Genomic DNA, 23416 nt, shown 5'->3' on the forward strand with positions numbered 1-23416 from the left:
ATCAGAATTAATTATGAATATCCATTAGGAATAGTTTAATTGCTACTAGATTTTTTAATATATTGTATTGCGGCTACCATCCTACTTAGGATAAGTCGGCTATGGATAGGTATGACTAGCCGTTCTCTTAGGATTTGCCAATGTCCTAAGCTGTCCGATCGCTGCTAAATAACCCATTTGAGGTAGATAGTCAATTAAAAAAAAGCTCCTAGTAGGTCTTTAACTAGGGGCTTATATAAACTATTGCTTGGTAATTGCAGTATATGCATTTTTAATTAACTCTCTCCTCTACTAGAAGAATTAAGCTGAGTTTTTAGAGACTGCTTCTAAAGTAATGTAAAGCAAGCGAAATCAGGCGATTGAGACGATCGCCTATCCCTTTGCAAGTTCATGTCTAGTTTTTAACTTTTAATTGCTTATCTCGCGATCGCTACCAATGACTTGATGGTTGATAAAAGGCAACAATCTGCGGTAAGACCAATGCATACTTATAAAAATCAGACTTACTAAGATTAGCAGCATAACGCCCAGAATCGTTGTATATGCCTTAGTGCGCCACCAAAAGCCATTCGCACCTAGTCGCACAACCTTCCATAAGTTAGCTGCTATATCAGCACTTTCAGAATCGTGAATGGTGATTGGTAAGGATGCTACTGTGTTTGGTCGTGCAATTGTCATTTTAATTACTCCTTTAAACCCAAATGCTGAAGTATTAATTTTAAACTACGGTAATACTATAGATTTTATGTTGTTTATATTTAATATCTCATAGCTTGATGCAATAAGCAAGTTTTAAGGGCATTGGGAATAGGGCAAAACAGTTGTGCTAATATTACTCAGCACTCTTGAGGGGCATTGGGCATTAGTATTAAAAATTAGTATTTACTAGATTGAAAACTATTCTCTAGTCTCAATTCCTACTCCTAGTCTCCAATCTCTAGTCAAAATGCCTAATCAAATTTGGTTATCACAGTTGGAAAAACACCGAGCGATCGCAGTTATCCGCGCCCCTCAAATGGAACTGGGACAACAAATGGCAATGGCTGTAGCATCTGGGGGAGTACAGCTAATTGAGATTACCTGGAATAGCGATCGCGCTGGGGAATTAATCAGTCAACTACGTTCGGAATTACCAGCTTGTATTATTGGCACTGGTACACTATTTAATGTGCAGCAGTTACAAAATGCGATCGCATCTGGGGCGCAATTCCTCTTCACACCCCACGTTGATTCGGCAATGATTCAAGCAGCACAAGAAAAAAATGTCCCTATCATACCAGGAGCGCTGACTCCTACAGAAATTGTTACCGCTTGGAGTCAAGGCGCTAGTTGTGTAAAAGTGTTTCCCGTGCAGGCAGTGGGAGGGGCTGATTATATCAAAAGTTTGCAAGGGCCGCTGGGTGAGATTCCCTTAATTCCTACTGGTGGTGTGACTCTAGAAAATGCCAAAGAATTTTTGCAAGCCGGAGCGATCGCTGTTGGTTTGAGCGGGGAATTATTTCCTAAAAAGCTTGTCATAGAGGGAAATTGGTCAGCGATCGCAACTCAGGCAAAAAACCTAATGCAACAGTTAGGTTAACTTAGAATCAAATCATCAAAATTCGCGTCTATTAAAGTAATAGATAGGGAAATAAAGGTGAAACCCGATCAGTTTCTCAAGACCCTATGATTTGAGTGTGAGTGTATCTAAAATGAAAAAACAAATTTCTCCTGACTGGGTGCGTCGCTTACAAATAATCCTCACTGGTACAGTACTGTCCCTAAGTGTTTTTACTACTACTGGAACCACTGAAGTTTGGGCGAATTCCAAAACTCAAGTGATTGCACAAAGAATCCAGACATTACAACAATCAAATCAGCGCTGGATTCAAATCGATCTTTCCAAGCAAAGATTAATAGCTTGGCAAGGTGACAAAGTTGTTTATGGAAGTGCTATTTCCTCTGGTAAAAAAGCCACTCCTACTCTTATCGGTACTTTTAAGGTTCAATCCAAATTTAAAACTACGCGGATGCAGGGAGAAAACTACAACGTTCCCAACGTTCCTTATGCGATGTTTTACCAAGGTAATTACGCTATTCACGGAGCTTATTGGCATAAAAGATTTGGCACTCCAGTGAGCCACGGCTGTGTGAATGTTGCACCTAAACATGCTAAATGGCTATTCGAGTGGGCATCGGTAGGGACACCAATAGTCATTCATAAATGATAGTTGAAGCAGCCAAAAAGCAATTTTGGTAAAATTATAAATAACAACAAATCAAGACAATTAAGTGATTCCCAGCAATATTTTATGCTGGGAATCTTCGGAGTTGCAATTACTGAAATTGAAATAAAATATAGAAAAGGGCATTAAAGACTTGCCTAAAAAATAAGCGTAAATCCTGACAATTCCTGTGTGAAATTACAAATGCAAATATGAATTTGGGGAAAATTTGTATTTAGGCATTTAAATGACAGATTTTTTGTAAAGGTTGTCCTTTGTAATTAACGATCGGTCATTAGTTAGAACTCATCATTTAATTAAGGACAAATATACCAATTGAATGCGGATTAGCTTAGGACTTGTCTTGAGAAGCCTTAGCGGATGAATTGCGTAAATCCTCCACAGAAAACAAGTAGTCACTCTGGAAATTTGTAGTTTTCCAGAAAATTACTTCTTTTCATAATTTTTGCGTAGTTTAAAAGGTGAGGCATAATGCAAACTTGGATTCGCAGTGGTAGCATTCGTTCTTCAGGAACTTTTTGTACAGGCGTAGCGCTGATGGTGGTGACTTTATTCTCTTGGTCATCACCGCTAACAGGTATACCCAACTCGACTACAGCAACAGCCACCTCAGTCGATCAAAACAGCACTAATAATATTAGCCAACCTCGCTGGATTGAAATTGATTTGTCAGAGCAACGTTTACGTGCATGGGAAGGTCATAAACTTGTTTATTCATATCGCATTTCTGGAGGTAAGCGATCGACTCCTACACCCATAGGTAGATTTCGGATTAATTCTAAGTATCGCACTCATCGGATGCGAGGCAGAGGCTACAATATTCCTGACGTTCCTTACACAATGTATTTCTACAGAGGCTACGCCATCCACGGCGCTTACTGGCATAATCGTTTTGGCACTCCAGTCAGCCACGGTTGTGTAAATTTACCTGTTAAACAAGCTCGCAATCTTTACAACTGGGCTAAGAATGGAACTTTAGTAGTGGTGCGGAAATAATTCGTAATACTTGCCTCTGGCGAGAAGCAAGCTACGTAATGACGCTCAAGGTTTCGCTAACGCTGCGCTAACGTAATTAAGAGTTGCAATTCTGCCTTTGACAGGTGCGTTTACCGAATGTAACGCACCCTACATCACTGCTAGACTAAAAACACATCTTCGAGGGATTTAGGAGCTATGAGCTACCCAACGACTCAACTACTTACCTTGGATGAGTTTCTGAAGCTCCCAGAAACAAAGCCTGCAAATGAATATATTAACGGTGAGATTATTCCTAAGCCAATGCCGAAAGGGAAGCATAGTCGATTGCAGCTAAGACTCTGTAATACTATTAACGAAGTAACAGAAAGCCAAAAAATTGCTTATGCATTTCCAGAGTTGCGTTGTAGCTTTGGTATCCGCTCAATTGTGCCTGATGTAGCAGTTTTTAACTGGTTACGAATTCCATTTGATGTTGATGGGGAAGTTCCCAACGATTTTTTGTTGTGGCCAGATTGGACAATTGAAATCCTCTCTCCAGAACAGAGTTCAAACCGAGTAATTGGCAACATCCTTTACTGCTTACAACATGGTTGCCGATTAGGATGGTTAATTGATCCAACAGATCGCTCAATTTTGGTTTTCCGTTCGGACCAACAACCAGTATTACTCCAGGGAGAAGATTTTTTGCCTGTATTACCAGAAATTCAACTTGCACTAACCGTCAATCAAGTTTTTGGATGGTTAAAGATGGGTGGTTAGAAATAACTCGCCTGGAATGATAAGGTGCGGCGCCAAATACCCCATCGTAGACATAGCTCTCTGGCGAATAGCAAATATAGATATAAATCATGTCTATTATAGACATGATTATGAATAAAAGAGGTAGGAGAATGAACTGGAGAATTGCAGAAGCGAAACAGAGGTTCTCCAAATTAATTCATTCTGTAACTAAAGAACCGCAACTCATCTACAACCGAAATGAACTGGTGGCTGTTGTTGTTGAAGCTGAAATGTTTGAGGATTTCTTGACGTGGCGCAAGCAACGTGAAAAGTTTTCTTTAGCTGATGCCTTCAAAGAAGTACGTCAGATAGCTGCTGAGGAAGATTATATCCTCGAAATACCCTCCCGCCAAGACCGCGCTGGCTCTTTCCCTGATGCCATAGATGACTTTGTCTTTGTGACACTAATATTATCAGCGAATTAGTAAAACTTAAACCTAACTCTGGTGTAGTGAAATGGGCAGAAGGAGATTTATCAATAGTTCTGAGTGCCATCAATGTTGAAGAAATATTTTATAGGCTGACATCTAAACCCAACCCGAGAATTCAAATATGGTTTGATAACTTTTTAGAAAATAACTGTCAAGTATTGCCCATCACCATTGAAATTGCCAAGCGCTTCGGTGAATTGCGAGGTCAACTAAGATTAAGTGGGAAAACACACACCCAAGCAGATATGATGATTGCTGCTACTGCTCAAATTCATCAATTGACCTTAGAGGATGTCTGAGAAGTATTCAATATTTCGCTTGATCCCCCCTAGCCCACGCCAGTCGCTCATGGGGGAAACCCCCAAGACCGCGCTGGCTCCCCTTAAAAAGGGGGGAACTGGAATCAAAGTCCCCCAATTTATCGGGGGATTTAGGGGGATCTACAAGTCTCGAATACAACACCAAAAAGTTTTCAGACATCCTCTTAGTAACGGGCAACATCTGGGATTTCGATGGCTGCGGTATCCCACTTTTAAATCCTTTTACTTAATTAACTCAACTGTGCCACAAGTTGATTCTCCAACAGCGTGTCATTAGTTAACAAGTCTTCAACAGTGATTCGTAAAAAGCGTTGTTCATCAACTTGAAAGAGGATTTTGATGCGATCGCTTCCAGGATATCCGGTTGGTGTGAGTTGGGCAATTGTCTTCGCACCTTCTCGATCGTTGAGGGGTTTGACGTTGGTTTCATTATTGTCCATACGGCGAGTAATCAAGCGATCGCCATCAAAATAAACTTCAGTACTACCTGTATCTGCTCCCAATTCTCCCATAATTAGTTCAATACTGGGTTGATTTTCTACAGAAGCACCTAAGACTAATTCCACTGGCTGAGTCATCGGATATGCTTGTCCAGCTTTAATTAAAGAATGCCATTTGTGGCGCTGATTGCGACGATCCCAGTAGCGGATACCATAACTATGATAGAGGAAGTCTTTGATTTGTATCCCTTGTGCTAACTGTAATGCACCTTGAGCGATCGCTTCAAAGGGACGTTCGCAACGGATTTTTTCTGGCTCAAAATACTGTTTGATCCATGTCTGCACTGCTGGCAATTGTACTGTCCCACCAACTAACAAAACTGCACTAATATCTGGAAGTTCTATCCCTTGCCGTCTTGCTTGCTGCAACAGTGTGGTCATCGACTCATCCAATAACTCAAAAAAGGCGTGTTCTTTGAGGATATCGTCAAAAGTGTCGCGGTTTAGTTCCAGTTCATAACTTTCAAATGTCTCATCGTCAAAATAAACTTCACTAGCTTGGTTTTGAGTTGATAGCTGAATTTTTACCCGTTCAGCCAATCGTGTTGTCAAGGGACTTACCGCCAATTCTTGAGTTTTAGCAAAGTAATCTACCAACCAATTATCAATATCAGTACCACCTAGATTTTGCCCTGCTTTCGCCAGAACACGGGCAGTTTTGACTTTTTGTTTTGAATCTTCAGCCAAGGACTTATTACCCCATTTGAGAAGAAATCCCAAGGGCTTTGTGCTAGCCTGCACGCTTTGATCCAACCGAACAAGGGACAAATCCAAAGTACCACCGCCGAAGTCAATCACCAAAAGATTTTCTCGATCTGCCAAGCCATAACCCAAGGCGGCGGCTGTGGGTTCATCCAGCATTCGTACTTGTTCGACAGGGAGGCTTTGACATACTGTTCCCAACCAATGACGATAGGCTTCAAAACTGTCTACAGGTACGGTTAACACCAGAGAATCTAACCCACCTTCCAGGGGTGCTAGTTCTTCAATTACTTGAGTCAGGAACCATTGCCCTACTTGTTCAAAGGTGACAATTTGCCCATCTAGTTCGGGTAAGAAACCTTGAATATCTGCACCAATACCGCGTTTGAAGCTGCGGAAAAATCGCGTTTCGCCTTTGAGGTCAAAACCGCGATCGCGTACTTGTTGCCCGACTAAGACTTTATTTTGGGCTGCGTCTTCAACATAAACCAAGCTGGGAATCAGTGGCGGATTGAGACTTTGTTTAATTGACAAGCCTGGTAGAGTCAGGGTTTCTGGCTGCTGGGTTACAGGGTTCCAACGAGCAATGACTGTGTTGCTAGTACCAAAATCGATTGCGATCGCCATATTTTATATTTATTCTCTCGCACGAAGATGCCAAAGCTGCTTTATTTGTGATTATTCTCTATAAGTTACCAAGAAAGCAAATGCACCCATAGGCTTACTTCTTTGTATCCCAACCCAGATATCGATTCAGTCTGTTGCAGCGAAGCGTTAGCTGTAATGGATAGCACAGTTAGACAATGATCCTGGGTTTTGTACCATTTGTAGCCTCCCACCAACGGACTAAGCCACATAACGGTTGAACTGAGCCTACACAAGTAGCAAATCAATATCAAGCAATTACTTCTCGCTGTTCGGCTCTGGTGATATGTTATCTTTTAATGCTTTGCAAGAACTTTCTCGATATTCTTGAGAATGTCAATTACCTCACAAGCCGATTGACTAAAAGCTTCCTTGGCAATATCTGGATTTTCTGTATACCACTCCTTATATATTGCCAAGTAATATTTTTTTGCGTAAATCCATCTTCTGATTCATTATGAAAACTACAGCAATTAACAAAGCCTCAAGTGGTTGACGTTCAATATTGTTAAATCGGTACTCTTTGCTGCTTGACTGAGAATAGGACTCGCCAAAGCTGACCCAGAGGTACAGAGCCTTGCTCTTGAACAAAAACCAAGGGCAAGAGAGCAGCCGTCCGTAGGACGGTTGAAAGAGCAAACAGTCCCAGTAAGCCACCGGCACCAGGCAGAGTCGCAAGAAAGCTACCAGCTATGATTCCCACTGCTCCAGTCACACCAGCAACCGCCCCGGCGATCGCGAAGTAAGTGGATTGATTAGTCACCGGTGCCACTCCCATCATCAAATTGTTGGTACACAGGTCTATGGCCGCCCACGTCCCAGATCCCAACACGTGTAAAAAGGGTAACCATATCCAAAGGGAAATTGAATCATTGCCAGCTACTAACCATAATACAGGCGTCACCGCCACCAAGATTCCTACTAATAACATGATCGGGCGATTCCCAATCCGGTCAGACAGTTTGCCCCAGAAAACCAGCAGTAGCATATTAGCACCAGCTCCTAAGCCGTTATAAATTGTTACTAGGCTGACATCTATATCCAGGTTATCTAGCATATAGAGGTTAAAGAAGGGAGCGCTGAGGTTAACGGCAAAGCACCAGATGGCAAGGTAAATCAGTAACTTCAAAAAATTGGCATCATTAAGGAAGCGAAGATGTATCCCGCTGCGGTATGGTTGGGGTGGCTCTGACCCCACGACTTTTAAAAGCTGCGGGTTCACATCGCTCATCCAGAACTGACAGCCTTGACTAAGCAGCCCAAGCACAATTCCTAGAACCAAGATTGCACCGTAGCCTTGGAGCGTTCCACTAGGCCAGATCGATACTGCTAGACCCAGCAACGGCACACCGATGAGATTCATCAAACTGAGAACACTATTGCGAAAGCCAAAATACCGCCCCCGCAACCGCCCAGGTACTAACACAGCCGTCCAGGTCATCCAGGGAGCACGGGCGAAAGCTTCAATGATATTAGCCACTAACATAATTCCCAATGTCAACAGCACCACTTGGTGCTTAGTGATATGGTTAGATGAGCTGACCAACCAAATCGCTGGCACGAGAATTATCCACAGTAGCCGCGCCGGGATGAAAATGCTCATGCAATACCAGTTGAAGCTGCTACTTCGTTCTACCAAATAAGCTCCCAGTGGTTGGAGCAGATTCACCAGCTGAGGAATAGAGGCGAGCAGACCAATTTCTACTGGCCCGGCACCCAGCTCTAGCAAGAAATTACTGAGCAACGCTGAACCGATGATACTGTAAAAAACGGCAGCAAAAAGACTCTCGAGAGTTAATGCCCTGAGACTTGTGCGAATTTGCGGTTTGGAAAGTTTAATAGGCAGATTTGTGGGAAGAATTACCGTTTGTGTTAATTCCCTATCCTCTGGGATTTCCTGAATGGGGAGAGGGATCTTTTTTAGTAAGCTTTCGTCTTCTACTTCCTGGAACATACTGAATAGCCAAAATTTAAAAAGAGTTAACGCGGCTTTAATTGCTGGTTTAATCTAGAGAACAGTAGGCACGCATCAGCCCACTGGGACAATCTTTTTGAAAGATACGTTAGGGAATGAGGGGTTATTAGCCCTGTTGTGTCACCTGAGAAATAGTATAATAATATACATAAAGTAGAATTAATATACAAAGTATGGGAGAGCCTCGCTCACCCGTACAAACCATTAACTTTGTGGACGAATATTGTCTGTTGTATAAAAAGCTGTTTTTAGATGTTAGGCTTTTTGAAGCATTTAAGTATCTACATATAGGAATATAGGATGTATTTCTGATTTAAAACGAAAAGCCTCTAGAAATAGCAAAGATTGTTGGATTAGATAAGTATTAAGGGCTACATCATTTCTTAACAAATCATCTTGGGATATAGAGAAGTTAAGAGCTTTGTGTTTAGAACTAATTAATTTTATAGATACTAAAAGGTAGACAAATCATTTTAATTATTGATGAGACAGGAGATAAAAAGAAAGGAACTAAGATTGATCTATGTTAGTTGTGATTTAGATAGACTAGGGCTACAGTAAGGAGAAGTTCACCCAAGCATTTTTGCAGATTTGTGGTGCCAAAGTTGAAATTATCAAGCGAACCGAAGCATAATTTCAGGTGTTGCCAAAACCTGGGTTGTCGAGTGTACATTTGGGTGCTTTCGCTGGTTGCATCGCACAAGCCACGGACTATGAACTATTGTCAGGCGTGAGCGAGTTGATGAGCGAAACGGCAATGGTGCGCTTGATGTTGAAGCGCCTTGCTGCCTAAAGAGAACCTTTATAAATCAGCTCTTATATGGAGTCACAACAGTTTGGAGGAAGTCTATATGTTTCACAAGATTCTAGTTGCAATTGACACCTCTGCATCCGCCAAAGATGTCTTTGATAAAGCCTTATTCTTAGCAAAAGCGAGCAAGGGCAGCCTTATGCTGTTGCACGTTCTGTCGGGTGAAGAACAGGCCAAAGTAAATATACCTATACTTCCCAGGCAGGATTACTATCCATATCCCGTGATGAGTAAAAAAACTTTGGAGTTCAATCAACAGCAGTGGGAGGTTTTGGAAAAGCAAGGTCTAGAGCTACTACAATCGTGTACAAATGAAGCAACTCTAACAGGCGTGAGTACAGAATTCATCCAATCCCCTGGTAATCCTGGTCAAACCATCTGTAAATTAGCCTCCACTTGGGGTGCTGACCTAATCGTAGTTGGACGTCAGGGTCTATCTGGTTGGAGTGAGTTAGCCTTGGGTAGTGTCAGCAATTACGTACTCCACAATGCTCCCTGCTCAGTCCTGACTATGCAACACCCAAAAATGAATACTGAATCTGCTGAAGACGAATCAAGCAGAGTTAGTGCATCGGATTAATATAATTAAAGCGAAACTCAAACTACTATAGAGTTGGATGAGTAGTGGGTTGGTCACAATAATTCCTGAGCTTGGTTCTAACTTTGAAGAAATAATTGCAGCAGCGGATAGAGCATTATATCAGGCAAAGGCAGCAGGACGCGATCGCTTCAAGGACAATAACCTACTAGCTGCCTCGACCTGCAATTATAAAAGGCACAAAAGTAGCTTAATGTATGAAACTGAACCGACTCCCAAGGTTGAATATGCGTAAAGTTAAATCATTATTATGCACTTTAACGGCATTGCTAGCCAAGGAAAGAAAATTACAGCAAGGGATGATTAATTCATTGTCAATCCATCTGCGTTAACGATCTACGCTGTTCGGAGAACTAAAGTGAACATAGAATTATTGAGCAAACGCACAAGAAGCATTGCACAAAGATTTAGCTTCTTCATATCAGACTGCTAGTGTTTTGGCTTGGATTAGCCCAGAGTTGCAGCCGCAAGCTTTTCAGGAACTCCTTAGCTCTGCAAAGATGGCACACTTAGCGATAGATTACATTATTAAATTGCCTGAGCGATCGCTGGAGGAGTTTTGTCGCTGGGTGTATCGCTTCATGGGTAATGCTCAGTTTATCTCTCCTCAATATCTAGCTGAACAACACCAGAAATTTGCTCGTGCATTAATAGATCGCTATTCTTCCAAAGCCACATAAATTAGGATAGTTGACTCACATGACTTTAATGCTGGGTGAAAGTCAAAGTGAAGGCACTGGCTAATTAGTACAGAAACCTAATCTAACCCGGAACTCCGGGTTAGTAGTAGTTCATACTCAATCTTCATTTCGTAACTGCCAGACTGCACCAAAAGCGGCCCCAGCACCAGCTAACAATCCAGTACTCATTCCTTGGATAGTTTTTTGGAATGGATCTTGAGTTAGGCACTCACTTGTAACCTTACTGTCTTCCAGGCAGAGACTACTTTCTGCCCAACCAGCAGTACCTCCTAAAATTACACCAGTGATACTACAAGAAACAATTAGCAGTAAAAGACGTTGTGTTTTTCTAGCCATAGATGGATGTTTTACTCAATTTTGTATTTTAGACTTTAAATTAGCTCGGTATGTAAATACACTTGCTTTGGATAAAAGATTTTAGATTTTTCCGTACTTGAGCCACTGTTTAATCGGGCTGTTTCAGCAAAATTCCAAATCTAAAATTCTGTCAAAGGTTGGAAATTGTAGTTGACTCTCAACTACTTTACACATCCGAGCAGCAAATGTCAGCTGGTTTATGGCTGGCGAGGTAAACTCATGGGCTTCGCCGTACTGGTCTGTCTTTAAATTATGGGTAAAGAATTTTGTAGTAAGAACTTTGGTTTTTATTTTCTCAGTACTAAAATCCTGACTACAAAGCCTCAAAGCTAGTTTCACAAATTAGTATTCGGTAAGTTTTGCCTCATAGGCTTGGGTTAAGGGTTTGGTGTAGATAATTGGTTTTTCAAGACGCGATGAATCGCGTCTCTACAATCTGCGTTTTGGGTTGATCTGAACTGTTGATTGATGCTCAAAAAAATATCTACTCAATCTTCAAGTTGAAAGGCAAGCGGGCATACACCCCTTGTGGATCGTTCATCTTTTGCAGAATCTCAACTTCTTGTTGTAATTTTTGGAATTCGGTGGTGAGGGGATTGGCTGATTTGAGTTGCGCTGACTCAATCCCGAAAGCAGTCCGCGCCTCTTCTGTTGCACGCCCAAAAAAGCGTTCTCCAAAACTGCTAGTGCGAGGATATTCTTGCACTTCCCAGTCTTCTCCTAGTTTCGCCTCCTTGACAGCATAAGCGATCGCAGTATTCAAACCACCAATCTCATCCACCAAACCAATTTCTTTGGCCGCTTCACCCGACCAAACCCTTCCTTGGGCAATTTCTGCTACTTTTTGTTCTGGGAGTTTCCGACCTTGAGAAACTTTATTCAGAAACATATTATAAATACGGTTAACACTGCGCTGATAAATTTCTAACTCTTGAGGCGATTTCGGACGCGAAACTGTTTGACTGTCAGCATAGCGTGCGGTTTTCACTGAATCCCAAGTAATACCATTATTATTAGCCAGCTTTTCCCCATTGAATAAGATCCCAAACACTCCTATAGAACCTGTAATGGTATTTGGTTCTGCAAAAATGCGATTAGAGTCGCTAGCAATCCAATAACCACCAGAGGCGGCGACATCACCCATTGACACTACAACTGGTTTTACCTCACGAGTTAATTTCACTTCTCGCTGCATGACTTCGGCTGCGGTAGCGCTACCACCAGGACTATTAATTCGTAATACAACAGCCTTCACATCTTTATCTTGTCGCAGCTTGTTGAAGATTTTCGCAAAGCGATCGCCTCCTACTTGCCCATCTTCTCCTTTACCATCGACAATCTCGCCCTCAGCATAAACAACAGCTATTTGATTTTTGGAGTTACGTTCTACACCCAAAGATTTACCAGAAACTTGTGCGTAGCTATTCAGGCTAATTTGTCGGAATGTTTTATCTTCTTTATCGCTATTTGTCAACTTTTTCAGGTCAGCGACAACTTCATCGGGGTATTGTACTCGATCGACTAAACCGCTAGTTTTGGCTTGTGTGGCTTCTAGTAACGATTGATTATCTGCGATCGCTTGTAACTTATTGGGTTCAATTTTCCGACTTGCGCCGACAGCAGTGCGCCACTCTCCCCAAACATCATCCAACAATTTCTGAGTTTGTTCGCGGTTTTCTGGACTCAACTTGTTGAGAATAAACGGCTCAACAGCTCCCTTAAATTTCCCGACTCGCACGACTTGAACGCCAATGCCATACTTCTGTAATGCTCCCGCTAAAAACATTGGTTGTGAACTCAAACCGTTGACTTCCATCATTCCCAGAGGGTTAAGGACAATGGAATCTGCCACTGAACTAACATAATATTCCTTTTCACTCCAATCACTGCCATAGGCGACAACCTTTTTCCCCGCAGCGCGAAACTCCTCCAGCGCTTTCCGAATTTCTTTCAGAGAAGCATAGCCAACGTTACCAGTTTGGCTTGTGTTCGTTGCATCCACATAGATCCCGACAATGCGCGGATCGCGCCGCGCCTTTTCCAAAGTTTCCACAACTTTGCGGAGTGCCATTCTATCTTCATCCACACCTGAGATTGTGTTTTGAAACAGTTCGCCTGAACTAGGTTCGCCATCAGTAATTTTCATTGACAAGTCAAAAACCAACACTGACTTATTTTTTACATTTGGCCCAGTATCTTTAGACGAGCTAGCAGCCAATATCAGCAAGAACAGTCCAGTGGTTCCCAGACCAGCGAAAATAATTAGTCCTAGTAAAGTGCCAACTAAACTAGCAAAAGTTTGTTTGATAAAATTACGCATTAGTTATTAGTCATTGGGCATGGGGCATGGGGCATTGGGCATTGGGCATTGGGCATTTATAAATGACAAAGGACAAATGACGAATGACTAATGACTAATGACCTATTTACTTATTCTATGCGCTGTAAACTGCCAGAGTGCTTTAACTGATACAAGGTGGCATTGCCAGTACAAAATAAGACTGTGGTGATTTCAGCGATTAATACCTCAGCGAGTTCCGCAACTGCTGTCTCTGATATTGCTGCGGCTTGCAAGAAAGGCATTGCTAAACCAGCTATATCTGCTCCCAAGGCGATCGCAGTTGCAACATCCAATCCATGACGCAAACCTCCTGAAGCAATTAAAGGCACATCTTTGGCAATCGCTCTAATAGTTGTAATGCACTCTGCTGTCGGTAAACCCCAATCGGCAAATGTCCTCCCTAAACGACGTTGTAAGGGATTTTCTGCTCGTTCGCTTTCTACTTTTGCCCAAGAAGTACCCCCTGCACCCGCGACATCAATTGCTGCTACCCCCGCCGCGATCAGTTTTTCGGCGATCGCTGCTGAAATGCCGTTACCAACTTCCTTCGCAATCACTGGTACTGGCAATTTTGAGCATAATGTAGAAATCTTGTCAAGCAAACCGCGAAAATTTGTATCACCTTTGGGTTGAATGCACTCTTGTAAAGGGTTAATGTGTAAAATCAAGGCATCAGCTTCTAAAATATCAACTACGCGCAAACATTCATCCAAGCCGTACTTGTAATTAAGTTGCACAGCCCCCAAGTTTGCAAGTAGCAGAACATCAGGGGCATACTTGCGGACAGCAAAAGTATCAGCCACCTGGGGTTTTTCCACGGCTACTCGCTGAGAACCAACACCCATTGCAATTTTGTAGTGTTGTGCGACTCGGGCCAAACGTTGGTTAATCATTGCGGCTTGTTCTGTTCCGCCAGTCATGGAAGAAATTAACAAAGGTGCGCCAAGGTGTTTCCCCAGGAAAGTTGTACTGATATCAATATCGTTGTAATTGAGTTCGGGTAAGCAAGAATGAGTGAAACGATAACGTTCTAATCCATTGGTGATGCGATCGCACTGAACATCTTCTTCTAAGCAGATGCGAATGTGATCGGCTTTGCGATTCTGAGTTTGTGCAGAGATATTGGTAGGGGCGTTCACTGGTGGGTATGGCTAAAAGTATTGGCTTGCGATCGCTATTGTTACATTGTCTGCAACCGTATTTGTATAACAAAAATATTTATTTTGCCTATCAATAGGGTACGTTACGCTATTGATAACAGAATCATTCCTCCATTTTATGAGTTAATTAATATGGTTTTACAAACAGAAAAGCGCTACACCCCAGAAGAATATTTGGAATTAGAAGAGAAAGCTGAATATAAAAATGAATACAGAGATGGAGAGATTATACCCATAACAGGGGGGACAACCAACCACAATAAGATTGCAGGTAATTTTTATAAAAGGTTTCCCTTGACAGTGCAAGGACAAGATTATGAGATTTACATAGGCGATGTAAAATTATCAATACCTCGTCATCGCATTTATACTTATCCTGATGTAATCGTCATCAAAGGTAAGCCTATTTACGAAGGAACAGGTACAACAATTATTACTAATCCCTTGTTAATTGTTGAAGTCTTATCAAATTCAACTAAAAATTATGACAAAACAGATAAGTTTAAATATTATCGCTCAATTCCTTCTTTTCAGGAATATATTATGATTGACCAGTATAGTTTTGCTGTAGAACAATTTGCAAAGCAAGCAGAAGGTCAATGGATTTTTAAGGAATATGAAGGTGAAGATGCAGTTTTAGTCTTAGATTCTATCGGTTTTCAAATTACCTTGCGTGATATTTACGAACGGGTGAATTTTGAGTTGATTGAGGAATAATATAGGAATCGGATTTGATTTTTGAAAAAGACTCATCTGAAGGATTTTTTCATCTCCAAATAATTGTCAATAATTTGAATCATTCACTTTTTCAAAACTTCAATATCCCTTATTTATATTTTTACTTTGCCTAGAGTAACACAAGAGGATTAATGTGCTGCAATCGATTAAATTGGGACTTCCAGAAAATAAACTATGCCACTAACAATTTGTTCAATTAGTCACTCAAACCTATGAAACTGGGGTCAAGCTGACAAAAAAATTTATTCTTTGGAAGTCCCTGACATGAAACACCAAAAACATAACCCCTCTCCGCCACCGGAAAGGGGTTAATTACTGCTAAAACTCAGCAATCTCTAATAAGCGTCCTGTAACTCGTAGAAATCGGGTGAGACGTAATCTTTCCGCAAAGGCCAACCTACCCAATCTTCCGGCATCAAAAGCCGTTTGAGATTTGGGTGTCCTTCGTAGATAATGCCGAACATATCGTAAGACTCGCGCTCTTGCCAATCTGCGGTCTTCCAAATCCAGTACACAGAAGGCACTACAGGATTTTCCCGTGGTAAGAACACTTTAACTCGAACTTCTTCGGGGCGATCGCTATTATCACCGACTTTAATCAAGTGATACATACTCACCAATTCTTGTCCTGGACCAAGGTCTATACCACCTTGACACTGGAGATAATTAAACCCATAAGCATAAAGGGCTGTAGCGGTAGGAAGCAAGAAATCTGCCCCCACCTTAATTATCTCTACACCATTCTTATCCGGTGCTAAAAACTCATGGTCAAAGCCATTTTCCGTCAACCACTGGGAAACTTTACCCGCTTGTACCAATGCTTCTTCTTTCGCTGCTGGTACTGGTTTAGATTCTTCTTCAGCCACGGGTTTGTTCCTCCTTTTGCGCCTTTTCTGTCAGCAGTGCAGGTGGTATTGGCATACCAATCGCTTCCGCCAATTCCTTCGGTGGTGCAGAGCGAGTTGCTGACTGCAAATACTTACCAGTTAAGATTTCCTCTACTGGCTTCAGGTTATGAGTCGTGCTGTAATAGCGGTGAGTTTGCTTAATTTTACCCCGCTCTTGCATCGACTCATTGGAGATTTTCTTCCGCAGCTTAATGATTGCGTCGATAATTGCTTCTGGACGGGGAGGACAACCAGGTAAGTACACATCCACAGGAATCAGTTTATCGACTCCGCGTACTGCTGTGGGGGAATCAACGCTGAACATCCCGCCAGTAATTGTGCAAGCACCCATCGCAATTACATACTTTGGCTCTGGCATTTGTTCGTAAAGACGCACTAGTTGCGGAGCCATCTTCATCGTGATAGTCCCTGCCGTAATAATTAAATCGGCTTGGCGGGGGCTAGAACGGGGAATTAGCCCAAAACGGTCAAAGTCAAATCGAGAGCCAATTAAGGCTGCAAACTCAATAAAGCAGCAAGCAGTACCAAACAGCAACGGCCACAAACTAGAAAGCCGCGCCCAGTCGTAGAGGTCATCAACCGTCGTCAAAATGACGTTTTCTGAAAGGTCTTGAGTGACATTGGTACGCTCAATGGGGTTGATGATTCGTTCTTTACCCTGGGTTGTTAAGTTAGAATTCAAGACCATTCCAAAGCTCCTTTACGCCATGCGTAAACTAAAGCGACTACAAGAATTGCAATAAAGACTAGCGCTTCAATAAAAGCCAATAGCCCCAAACGGTGGAAAGCTACCGCCCAAGGATACAAGAAAACAGTCTCCACATCAAAGACGACGAAGACCAGAGCAAACATGTAGTAGCGAATGTTGAACTGAATCCAGGCTCCCCCGATGGGTTCCATGCCAGATTCATAAGTGGTGCGACGTTCTGGAGCGTAACCACTGGGTCGTAGGAGCTTGGAAGCTGAGAGCGCTAAGGCAGGTACTAGGCTACAGATGATGAAGAAACCTAGAAGGTACTCGTAACCGCTGAGGACAAACACAATGAGTATCTACCGCTTATGGAGTATTTTAAGTAGTGAGTGGAGATTGAGTACTGATGACTAGAGATTAAGGATTTTAGGAGTGGGGGAGCAGGGGAGCAGGGGAGCAGGGGAGCAGGGGAGAGTTCTTGTATAAGTTCTTTCCCCTCTGCCCCTCTGCCCCTTTGCACCTCTGCCTCTTGATACCCCATACCCAATGCCCCATGCCCAATGCCCCATGCCCAATCCCTTAACTGCGTAACTTTCTTTTACATTATATCTGTTTGGTTTTTCTGAAATCTGGGAAACAGACGCACTTTAGGTATTTGATTCGCTTTTGCTAGTGATAGAAAAGCCTAACAATTATGTCATAATTTTTAACGTATATTTAAGATTTCTCCTTTGCGAGGCCTTAGCCATGAGCGAACCAGCTGTTGAGACTACGGTGTTAGACCGCTACGAGTGTCGCGCCTGCGGTTATGTTTACGAACCCGAAAAGGGAGACGACAAAGATGATATTGCTTCAGGGACAAGCTTTGCAGAACTGCCCATAAATTGGCGTTGTCCAGTTTGTTCTGCTAAAAAGACTGCTTTTGCCAACATCGGCCCTGCCGGTACTGCATCCGGCTTTAAAGAAAATCTCGGTTATGGTTTGGGTGTTAACAACCTAACGCCAACCCAAAAGAATATCCTAATTTTTGGTGCTTTGGCTCTTGGCTTCTTGTTTTTTATCAGTCTTTACGGCTTACAATGACAGCCTTTAAGCAATTCCAAATAACGCTCTCTACCAGAGGCTTTACACTGCGCTAACAAAATTCAAAATGAAAAAGCCAGGACTTTACAGCATCCTGGCTGCCAACTGCTACCAAAATTTAGAAATAACTAAGAAATACTGATGCATTCAATTGTGAAAGGTTGGCAACGAATATTTGCCTTGTTAATAGTAGTCGCGATCTGCATAGGTTGTAGCCAAGTTCCCTCTGTTAGCTACAACCCTTGGAAAGTCATTTCTGTGCCAACAGACTCAAATTTATTGGATATTGCTTTTACTGATAACCTTGAGCATGGCTACTTAGTCGGTAGCAATGCCACACTATTGGAAACCAATGACGGTGGTAATACCTGGAAACCAATAACACTGCAACTAGATGAGCAGAAGTATCGCTTTGACTCAGTAAGTTTTGTAGGTAAAGAAGGCTGGATTGCCGGAGAGCCTGGACTTTTACTACACACTACCGATGAAGGTGCTTCTTGGTCGCGTATCCCCCTGAGCGAAAAGCTACCAGGTAGTCCGATCGCAGTTAAGGCGCTAGCAGACAATACAGCGGAAATGGCTACTAATGTTGGAGCCATATATAAGACCACAGACGGCGGCAAAAACTGGAAAGCCCAAGTGGAATCAGCAGTGGGTGTGGTGCGTAACTTAGAGCGTTCTGCTGATGGTAAGTATGTTGCCGTTTCCGCTAAGGGGAGTTTCTACTCGACTTGGGAACCAGGCCAAGATGCTTGGGTTCCCCATAACCGCAATAGTTCTCGGCGAGTAGAAAACATGGGCTTTGGTGACAATGGGCAATTGTGGTTGCTAGCTAGAGGAGGTCAAGTTCAGTTTAGTGACCCAACTAAACCTGAAGAATGGCAAGAAGCAAAATATCCAGAGTTATCCACCAGTTGGGGTTTACTGGATTTGGCATATCGCACACCCAATGAAATTTGGGTAGGTGGCGGTAGCGGTAATTTGCTACGCAGTGCCGACGGTGGCAAAACCTGGGAAAAAGACCGTGAGGTTGAAGAAGTTGCAGCTAATTTGTACAAGATTGTGTTTTTAGAGCCAGAGCGGGGATTTATAATTGGCGATCGCGGCGTTTTGCTCAAATATCTACCAAATCCTGAAACAACTTCCCCAGAAGCAGCTTAATGGGGACTGGGGACTAGGGACTAGGGACTGGGGATTAGGGACTAGGTAAGAGTTTTCTCAATGCCCAGTACCCAATACCCAGTACCCAGTACCCAATCCCCAATACCTATTTCTGAGAAGAACTTTGCAACTTGTAACTCTTTCTTAACTTTGTAGGATAATAAACTCAATAACACTCTATGTATAAGGTAGGGATCTAAATGTCAGGTACCACTGGAGAACGTCCGTTTTCGGACATTATTACTAGCGTTCGTTACTGGGTAATCCACAGCATCACCATCCCGGCATTATTTATTGCTGGTTGGCTATTTGTCAGCACCGGACTGGCTTATGATGCTTTTGGTACACCCCGTCCCAACGAGTATTTCACACCAGCGCGGCAGGAAGTGCCCATTGTGAAGAACCGTTTTGAAGCTAAAAAACAAGTTGAAGAATTTATTGGAAAGTAGTTTGAGATCATGACTAGCGGAAACAACATCAATCAACCAGTTACCTATCCAATTTTTACCGTTAGATGGCTGGCAGTACACACCTTAGGTGTACCAACTGTATTCTTTTTAGGCGCGATCGCCGCAATGCAATTTATTCAACGTTAGGAGCAATTATGGTAGAAAGATCGCCTAATCCCAATAATCAGCCGGTTGAACTAAACCGGACTTCTCTATACCTGGGATTACTAATGATTTTCGTTCTGGGTATTCTGTTTTCTAGTTACTTCTTTAACTAATTAGAAGTACTGTTGTTAATCTTGGTTTATGAACGTGTGTTGATTTGTTGTTAAGGGAGGAGAGAAGCTGTGTCTGGAAGTGGGAGAATTCCCCTGTGGGTCGTCGCTACGATCGCAGGTTTAGGTATAATTACAGTCTTGGGCATTTTCTTTTATGGTGCCTACGCCGGACTCGGTTCTTCGATTTAACATTAGTTAGTTTGAACCGAATACTATAAGTTAGAACTTTCTAGCATTTGTTGAGAAATCAACGTTAAAAAAACCGCCTGTCTCTATGAGATGGGCGGTATTAATTTTGGTCAATTGTCCTTTGTCTTTTGTTTTTTGCAAATGACTAATGACTAATGACTACATCAGTATCAGTTGATATCGCTGATATCGTCGTTTTCAATGTATAAAAACAGAAACGCAAAGACCACACCTGGCAAAACCCAACCAATTATGGGCACGAAGATCGCAGACAAGTACGAAGTACTAGCCAAGACAGTAGGTAAAAAAGATGCTGCCATAGTTAAAGGTTCCTATGAAATCACACTACAATTCAAGATGAGCTTACTGCAAATTCTGCCAAATTTTTGAAATTCTTTCATATTTTTAACACAGGGGAAATTGGGAGGTGGGGGACAAGGGGATAAGGGGACAAGAGGGAATTATTAGAACAAGTCTCTTCTTTGTCTTTGCCCTCTTCCTTGTTTACCTTGTCTCTCGTCCATGCCCAATGCCCAATGCCCCTCATACCTGAGTTACATACCCAGGAGTTCATCTAGTTGCAAGCTTGGCAAGTCTGGAGGAATCACGGTTCGCACTATTGTGACTTTGTGACTCTCCTGTTGGGTTGTTAGATCGAGTGCGATCGCTCCTAAGCGAATTTCCAAACAGCCAAAAGGAATGTTTAATTGTGTCATCACTTCCAAATCTCCCGATGCATTAGGAAGTAAATTTGTCAATAAATGCGGCCCATCTAGTAAGTAGCGAGTTTGATAATCTTCAAGCCATAACTTGACAACAACTTGCAGAGGTACTTCCGGCAGTACTACGCGCACTATGACAGACTTGCCAGCAATTAATTCACCTTCTGGCACATACAAATGTGGAGTTGGCAAAGGCTCAGTGGCTGCCGCAATTAGAGGTAAGGAAGAAGATGAATATAACAGTGGTTGCTCCTTTTCTTCAAAGGTGTCACTCTCTTTTGCATCGCCTTCCAGTTCGCTATCTGTATCATCTACAACGATTTCTTGCGCCAACCAAGCTGACGCTATATTTATTTTTATTGGAGGGGGAGGGGGCGGTACTTGTGTTAGCAGAGCCGATGAGATTGTTGGTTCTTCTAGTACTTTTTCTATTTCCGTATTTTCTCCAATCCCTAGTTCCACTTCCTGCGCTGTGTCTATATCTTCCCCAAAGTTCTCCAGTTCAGGAGCCAATCCTTCGACTTCTTCCCATGTCTCTTGTCCGTTGGGCATTTCAGCCAACATAAGTTGTGAACGGCTCCAATTTTCGTTCAGATTATTCTCCGTGTTGGCATTTAGGTCTAATGGCAAGTTAACATCAACATTCGCATTTTCTGTACTAGGAGGAAGGGGTATCTGCTGCGGTGGAACATAGTGATTGTAATCTTGAGGTTGCAGATCGTTGATATATTCAGGCAAGGAGTATCCTTGGCTCTGCATCCACTTCCTGAGCAGGGGAGATGAATAAAGGTTTCCGGTTGTAATTAATTGTGCATTTTGCGGGGCTTCGATTTCAGCAACAGATTCTTCCTGAAATTGTGCATTTTGCGGGGCTTCGATTTCAGCAACAGATTCTTCCTGAAATTGTTCATTCTGCGGGGCTTCGATTTCAGCAACAGATTCTTCCTGAAATTGTGCGTCACCTACTCCTAATTCAGGTATATTTTCATCTTCAGCCACAGTTGCGTCCAACTTTGGTAAGTCTTCAGCCGCTTTAACTTCCAATGTATCTGAAAGAACATTATTTTCTACTTTTTCTTCGGCATCATCTGGTAAAGCTTGTAGCCGTTTCAAGTATGGCAAAGTAGTCTCGATTATTGGCATTCGACGTTGCTTGATGACCAACTGCTCTAAATTTATGGTGGCTATAGTAGCATCCTTTTTTAGCTCCTCCGGTGTCTGTGGTTCTGCAACAACATCTGTGGGAAGGTTGGCATCACTTTGAATAGGGGGCAGTTTCGGTAATTGAGGCAACGAAATGCTTGAATTCTTGAACTTAGATGTCCGCAGGTTAGCTTCTCGCAGAACTTGCAGGTTAATTTGCGGTGGTAAAGGTGTGTTTGGGGATGGATTAACTATCTGAGACTGGTCTGTTTTTGGAGTTTTGACCAGATTTAATAGTTTTAAATCGAGCCTAACAGGTGTCTCTGTTTCTGTGAAAGCAGCAGATGAGTCCGATGTTGCTATGAGGTGATTTAAAGATGTACTAGATTTTGCTGCGGCTGTGATTGCCAGTAATTCTGTTACATCTGCTGTAATGGTGAAGGACTGGGTAGCTAACGGCATGACTTCGCCAGCATCGGCGAATTTCCCATACAAACTGATATCTGCCAAAATTAGCTTAGATTCACAATCAGCAGGAATATCAATTGAGGTATTGATGGTAAAGGGCAACTCCTTATCTGATAAGGGTTGCCGTACTTTGGTCAATATTTTCGAGTTCTTGGGCGATCGCAGTTCAATTTCTACCTCAAGCGCCCGCAAGCTTTTTGAAGATGATGTTTCATCCCAATCTAGATTTGTCTTTTCTTGGAATTCTATATACCCGTTGATTATAAGAGCTTGTCCCCAACGAGCAATATAATTATCCTGACTTAAAATTAGCAGTAATAATGGCGGTAGTTGTGTTGCTGAAGAATCTGTAACTTTTTCATCTTGCGGCAGCAGTTCAGAGGTGGGTAAAGCTAAATCTATTAAATTTTGTAAAATCTGCTCTGCCGTCTCTCCTTTGAGCCATACAGGACTTACAGGTAGATCGATAACTATATCTTCATCTTCTTCCGTTTCATCTGAGGCAACAGTGGTAACAAGGTTGCCATCTGTAGTAATTGCCAATTCTTCAGAAACTGCGATCGCTCGATCTAGCCCAATTTCAGTTTCTGCTGGGGCATTAGATTCCAAGTTCTCTTCATCTGAGGCAACAGTGGTAACAAGGTTGCCATCTGTAGTAATTGCCACTTCAGAAACTGCGATCGCTCGATCTGGCTCAATTGCAGTTTCTGCTGGGGCATGAGATTCCAAGTTCTCTTCATCTGGCGCAACCATGAGGTTGCCATCTGTAGTAATTGCCAGTCCTTCAGAAACTGCGATCGCTCGATCTGGCTCAATTGCAGTTTCTGCTGGGGCACTATATTCCAAGTTCTCTTCATCTGGCGCAACAATGAGGTTGCCATCTGTAGTAATTGCCAGTCCTTCAGAAACTGCGATCGCTCGATCTGGCTCAATTGCAGTTTCTGCTGGGGCACTATATTCCAAGTTCTCTTCATCTGGCGCAACAATGAGGTTGCCATCTGTAGTAATTGCCAGTCCTTCAGAAACTGCGATCGCTCGATCTGGCTCAATTGCAGTTTCTGC

Annotated in this window: 29 protein-coding genes and 1 pseudogene; 18 read left to right on the plus strand and 12 right to left on the minus strand. The window is 42.5% G+C overall.

The genetic code is table 11. The annotated features are described in order from the left end of the window. Nucleotides 1–408 precede the first annotated feature (408 nt). On the minus strand, nucleotides 409–678 hold the full coding sequence (locus tag RMZ95_RS09625) for a hypothetical protein (RefSeq protein WP_322670263.1): 270 nt from the start codon (nucleotides 676–678) through the stop codon (nucleotides 409–411). 268 nt (nucleotides 679–946) lie between these two features. Here RMZ95_RS09625 and RMZ95_RS09630 point away from each other — a divergent pair, with 268 nt between their 5' ends. The 6 genes from RMZ95_RS09630 to RMZ95_RS09655 all read left to right on the plus strand — a co-directional run bounded on the left by RMZ95_RS09630 (nucleotide 947) and on the right by RMZ95_RS09655 (nucleotide 4713). Next, on the plus strand, nucleotides 947–1579 hold the full coding sequence (locus tag RMZ95_RS09630) for a bifunctional 4-hydroxy-2-oxoglutarate aldolase/2-dehydro-3-deoxy-phosphogluconate aldolase (RefSeq protein WP_322686446.1): 633 nt from the start codon (nucleotides 947–949) through the stop codon (nucleotides 1577–1579). A 112-nt stretch (nucleotides 1580–1691) separates the two neighbouring features. Beyond that, nucleotides 1692–2207, plus strand: a complete 516-nt coding sequence (locus tag RMZ95_RS09635) for a L,D-transpeptidase (protein WP_322686445.1) — start codon at nucleotides 1692–1694, stop codon at nucleotides 2205–2207. A gap of 489 nt (nucleotides 2208–2696) precedes the next feature. Continuing rightward, complete coding sequence (locus RMZ95_RS09640; protein WP_322686444.1) at nucleotides 2697–3221, plus strand: L,D-transpeptidase; 525 nt, start codon at nucleotides 2697–2699, stop codon at nucleotides 3219–3221. A gap of 177 nt (nucleotides 3222–3398) precedes the next feature. After that, a complete protein-coding gene (locus RMZ95_RS09645) occupies nucleotides 3399–3962 on the plus strand; it encodes a Uma2 family endonuclease (protein ID WP_322670267.1) in 564 nt (187 codons plus the stop codon). Between the two features lie 131 nt (nucleotides 3963–4093). After that, on the plus strand, nucleotides 4094–4408 hold the full coding sequence (locus tag RMZ95_RS09650) for a type II toxin-antitoxin system prevent-host-death family antitoxin (RefSeq protein WP_322686443.1): 315 nt from the start codon (nucleotides 4094–4096) through the stop codon (nucleotides 4406–4408). Between the two features lie 26 nt (nucleotides 4409–4434). Beyond that, nucleotides 4435–4713, plus strand: coding sequence for a type II toxin-antitoxin system VapC family toxin (locus RMZ95_RS09655; protein WP_322686442.1), 279 nt, complete (start codon nucleotides 4435–4437; stop codon nucleotides 4711–4713). Nucleotides 4714–4964: 251 nt separating this feature from the next. Here RMZ95_RS09655 and RMZ95_RS09660 read toward each other — a convergent pair whose 3' ends face one another. The 3 genes from RMZ95_RS09660 to RMZ95_RS09670 form a co-directional block, all read right to left on the minus strand. Next, entirely contained in the window at nucleotides 4965–6563 is a 1599-nt protein-coding gene (locus RMZ95_RS09660) for an Hsp70 family protein (RefSeq protein ID WP_322686441.1), read from the minus strand. A 314-nt stretch (nucleotides 6564–6877) separates the two neighbouring features. Further along, nucleotides 6878–7000 carry a hypothetical protein gene (locus tag RMZ95_RS09665; protein ID WP_322670270.1) on the minus strand — a complete coding sequence of 41 codons (123 nt, stop codon included), beginning with the start codon at nucleotides 6998–7000 and terminating at the stop codon, nucleotides 6878–6880. Between the two features lie 89 nt (nucleotides 7001–7089). Then, complete coding sequence (locus tag RMZ95_RS09670; RefSeq protein WP_322670271.1) at nucleotides 7090–8535, minus strand: MFS transporter; 1446 nt, start codon at nucleotides 8533–8535, stop codon at nucleotides 7090–7092. 194 nt (nucleotides 8536–8729) lie between these two features. On the opposite strand from RMZ95_RS09670, the pseudogene RMZ95_RS09675 reads away from it, so the two are divergent. The 5 genes and pseudogenes from RMZ95_RS09675 to RMZ95_RS09695 form a co-directional block, all read left to right on the plus strand. Further along, nucleotides 8730–9077, plus strand: a pseudogene (locus tag RMZ95_RS09675) (transposase); the annotation flags it as partial. Nucleotides 9078–9196: 119 nt separating this feature from the next. Further along, nucleotides 9197–9349: a hypothetical protein gene (locus RMZ95_RS09680; protein WP_322686440.1), complete on the plus strand. Its 153-nt coding sequence runs from the start codon at nucleotides 9197–9199 to the stop codon at nucleotides 9347–9349. Between the two features lie 58 nt (nucleotides 9350–9407). Beyond that, entirely contained in the window at nucleotides 9408–9947 is a 540-nt protein-coding gene (locus RMZ95_RS09685; protein WP_322686439.1) for a universal stress protein, read from the plus strand. 37 nt (nucleotides 9948–9984) lie between these two features. Then, nucleotides 9985–10200 carry a diguanylate cyclase domain-containing protein gene (locus tag RMZ95_RS09690; protein WP_322686438.1) on the plus strand — a complete coding sequence of 72 codons (216 nt, stop codon included), beginning with the start codon at nucleotides 9985–9987 and terminating at the stop codon, nucleotides 10198–10200. 160 nt (nucleotides 10201–10360) lie between these two features. Beyond that, nucleotides 10361–10645, plus strand: a complete 285-nt coding sequence (locus tag RMZ95_RS09695; RefSeq protein WP_322686437.1) for a WYL domain-containing protein — start codon at nucleotides 10361–10363, stop codon at nucleotides 10643–10645. A gap of 117 nt (nucleotides 10646–10762) precedes the next feature. Here RMZ95_RS09695 and RMZ95_RS09700 read toward each other — a convergent pair whose 3' ends face one another. The 3 genes from RMZ95_RS09700 to fni form a co-directional block, all read right to left on the minus strand. Beyond that, nucleotides 10763–11002 carry a hypothetical protein gene (locus RMZ95_RS09700; RefSeq protein ID WP_104909601.1) on the minus strand — a complete coding sequence of 80 codons (240 nt, stop codon included), beginning with the start codon at nucleotides 11000–11002 and terminating at the stop codon, nucleotides 10763–10765. Between the two features lie 505 nt (nucleotides 11003–11507). Then, nucleotides 11508–13343, minus strand: coding sequence for a signal peptide peptidase SppA (gene sppA / locus RMZ95_RS09705; protein WP_322686436.1), 1836 nt, complete (start codon nucleotides 13341–13343; stop codon nucleotides 11508–11510). Between the two features lie 110 nt (nucleotides 13344–13453). Next, on the minus strand, nucleotides 13454–14503 hold the full coding sequence (fni, locus tag RMZ95_RS09710; RefSeq protein ID WP_322686435.1) for a type 2 isopentenyl-diphosphate Delta-isomerase: 1050 nt from the start codon (nucleotides 14501–14503) through the stop codon (nucleotides 13454–13456). Between the two features lie 153 nt (nucleotides 14504–14656). Here fni and RMZ95_RS09715 point away from each other — a divergent pair, with 153 nt between their 5' ends. After that, nucleotides 14657–15241, plus strand: coding sequence for a Uma2 family endonuclease (locus tag RMZ95_RS09715; protein WP_322686434.1), 585 nt, complete (start codon nucleotides 14657–14659; stop codon nucleotides 15239–15241). Nucleotides 15242–15597: 356 nt separating this feature from the next. On the opposite strand, the gene RMZ95_RS09720 is transcribed toward RMZ95_RS09715, so the two are convergent. The 3 genes from RMZ95_RS09720 to ndhC are packed head-to-tail and all read right to left on the minus strand — an operon-like array spanning nucleotide 15598 to nucleotide 17211. Next, nucleotides 15598–16128: an NAD(P)H-quinone oxidoreductase subunit J gene (locus tag RMZ95_RS09720; RefSeq protein ID WP_322686433.1), complete on the minus strand. Its 531-nt coding sequence runs from the start codon at nucleotides 16126–16128 to the stop codon at nucleotides 15598–15600. Next, the gene (gene ndhK, locus RMZ95_RS09725; protein ID WP_322670283.1) at nucleotides 16121–16858 is read right to left on the minus strand and encodes a photosynthetic/respiratory NAD(P)H-quinone oxidoreductase subunit K; all 738 of its coding nucleotides are present in this window, start codon (nucleotides 16856–16858) and stop codon (nucleotides 16121–16123) included. The genes RMZ95_RS09720 and ndhK overlap by 8 nt, the downstream gene beginning before the upstream one ends. Further along, on the minus strand, nucleotides 16849–17211 hold the full coding sequence (ndhC, locus tag RMZ95_RS09730) for a photosynthetic/respiratory NAD(P)H-quinone oxidoreductase subunit C (protein ID WP_012411797.1): 363 nt from the start codon (nucleotides 17209–17211) through the stop codon (nucleotides 16849–16851). Before ndhC ends, ndhK begins: the two co-directional genes overlap by 10 nt. A 397-nt stretch (nucleotides 17212–17608) precedes the next feature. Between ndhC and RMZ95_RS09735 the strand changes: the two genes are divergently transcribed. From RMZ95_RS09735 to RMZ95_RS09760, 6 genes are all read left to right on the plus strand, one after another. Beyond that, a complete protein-coding gene (locus tag RMZ95_RS09735; protein ID WP_094348032.1) occupies nucleotides 17609–17944 on the plus strand; it encodes a rubredoxin in 336 nt (111 codons plus the stop codon). A 141-nt stretch (nucleotides 17945–18085) separates the two neighbouring features. After that, a complete protein-coding gene (locus RMZ95_RS09740; RefSeq protein WP_322686432.1) occupies nucleotides 18086–19105 on the plus strand; it encodes a photosynthesis system II assembly factor Ycf48 in 1020 nt (339 codons plus the stop codon). 200 nt (nucleotides 19106–19305) lie between these two features. Then, entirely contained in the window at nucleotides 19306–19554 is a 249-nt protein-coding gene (gene psbE / locus RMZ95_RS09745) for a cytochrome b559 subunit alpha (RefSeq protein WP_094348030.1), read from the plus strand. 9 nt (nucleotides 19555–19563) lie between these two features. Further along, a complete protein-coding gene (psbF, locus tag RMZ95_RS09750; RefSeq protein WP_015115279.1) occupies nucleotides 19564–19701 on the plus strand; it encodes a cytochrome b559 subunit beta in 138 nt (45 codons plus the stop codon). A gap of 8 nt (nucleotides 19702–19709) precedes the next feature. Beyond that, nucleotides 19710–19832, plus strand: a complete 123-nt coding sequence (locus RMZ95_RS09755; protein WP_322670285.1) for a photosystem II reaction center protein L — start codon at nucleotides 19710–19712, stop codon at nucleotides 19830–19832. A 69-nt stretch (nucleotides 19833–19901) separates the two neighbouring features. Continuing rightward, nucleotides 19902–20021 (plus strand): photosystem II reaction center protein J, encoded by a 120-nt coding sequence (locus RMZ95_RS09760; RefSeq protein WP_012411803.1) that lies wholly within the window; start codon nucleotides 19902–19904, stop codon nucleotides 20019–20021. Between the two features lie 170 nt (nucleotides 20022–20191). Here the strand turns inward: RMZ95_RS09760 and psaI are convergent, their stop codons facing one another. Together psaI and RMZ95_RS09770 are read right to left on the minus strand one after the other, a co-directional pair. Beyond that, nucleotides 20192–20341 carry a photosystem I reaction center subunit VIII gene (psaI, locus tag RMZ95_RS09765; RefSeq protein WP_322670286.1) on the minus strand — a complete coding sequence of 50 codons (150 nt, stop codon included), beginning with the start codon at nucleotides 20339–20341 and terminating at the stop codon, nucleotides 20192–20194. Nucleotides 20342–20575: 234 nt separating this feature from the next. Further along, a complete protein-coding gene (locus RMZ95_RS09770) occupies nucleotides 20576–23107 on the minus strand; it encodes a hypothetical protein (protein ID WP_409882313.1) in 2532 nt (843 codons plus the stop codon). Between the last annotated feature and the right edge of the window lie 309 nt (nucleotides 23108–23416).

Origin of the sequence: Nostoc sp. DedQUE07 (assembly GCF_034530975.2) — a bacterium.
GTDB lineage: Bacteria > Cyanobacteriota > Cyanobacteriia > Cyanobacteriales > Nostocaceae > Nostoc.